This window comes from Duganella radicis (assembly GCF_009720825.1).
Classification (GTDB): domain Bacteria; phylum Pseudomonadota; class Gammaproteobacteria; order Burkholderiales; family Burkholderiaceae_D; genus Rugamonas; species Rugamonas radicis.
In genome coordinates, this window is the sequence record NZ_WNKY01000117.1 from 1 (window position 1) to 1,181 (window position 1,181).

Below are 1,181 nucleotides of genomic sequence, written 5' to 3' on the forward strand. Positions count from 1 at the left end.
CAGATACACCTTGTTGACGTCGGTGATTTCCAGCTCGCCGCGCGCGGACGGCTTGATGCTGGCGGCGATGTCGCACACCTGGTTGTCGTAGAAGTACAGGCCGGTGACGGCGTAGTTCGATTTCGGCTGCTTCGGCTTTTCCTCGATCGACACGGCGGTACGCTGGTCGTTGAATTCCACCACGCCGTAACGTTCGGGGTCCTGCACGTGGTAGGCGAACACGGTGGCGCCGTCGGTCTGCTCGGTGGCGTGGCGCAGCAAGGCGTCCAGGTCGTTACCGTAGTAGATGTTGTCACCCAAAATCAGCGCCGACGGTGCGTCGCCGACGAAGTCCTTGCCGATGATGAAGGCTTGCGCCAGGCCGTCCGGCGAAGGCTGCACCGCGTAGCTGATGTTGATGCCCCACTGGCTGCCGTCGCCCAGCAGATCCTGGAAGCGCGGCGTGTCCTGCGGCGTCGAGATCAGCAGGATGTCGGTCATGCCGGCCAGCATCAGCACCGTCAGCGGGTGATAGATCATCGGCTTGTCGTAGATCGGCAGCAGCTGCTTGGAGACGCTCATCGTCACCGGATACAGGCGGGTGCCGGAACCGCCGGCCAGGATGATGCCTTTGCGCTGGTTGCTCATTGCTGGCCCTCGCGATTGAAGTAATTGGTTTCGATCCACTTGGTGTAGCCGCCCGACTGCACGTCGGCCACCCAGGCCTGGTGATCCAGATACCACTGCACGGTCTTGGCGATGCCGGTCTGGAAGGTCTCGGCCGGCTTCCAGCCCAGTTCGCGCTCCAGCTTGCGCGCGTCGATGGCGTAGCGGCGGTCGTGGCCCGGACGGTCCTTCACAAACGTGATCTGGTCGCGGTAGCTGCCGCTGGCCTTCGGCTTGAGCTTGTCCAGCATGTCGCACAGGGTGTGGACCACGTCCAGATTGGCCATTTCGTTCCAGCCGCCGACGTTGTAGGTCTCGCCCAGGCGGCCCGCTTCCAGCACGCGGCGGATGGCGGCGCAGTGGTCGCTGACGTACAGCCAGTCGCGCACTTGCTGGCCGTCGCCGTAGATCGGCAGCGGCTTGCCGGCTTGCGCGTTGGCGATGATCAGCGGGATCAGTTTTTCCGGGAAGTGGTATGGACCGTAGTTGTTGGAGCAGTTGGTGGTCAGCACCGGCAGGCCGTAGGTGTGGAAGTA

2 protein-coding genes are annotated in these 1,181 nt (G+C 63.4%); both read right to left on the reverse strand.

Translation table 11 applies throughout. From position 1 onward, the window contains the following. Positions 1 to 627, reverse strand: a 627-nt coding sequence (rfbA, locus tag GM676_RS31300; protein ID WP_155468463.1) for a glucose-1-phosphate thymidylyltransferase RfbA, incomplete at its 3' end; no start/stop codon positions are given. Next, the coding region (locus tag GM676_RS31305; protein WP_155468464.1) for a dTDP-glucose 4,6-dehydratase at positions 624 to 1,181 on the reverse strand (558 nt) is incomplete at its 5' end. The genes GM676_RS31305 and rfbA, both read right to left, overlap by 4 nt.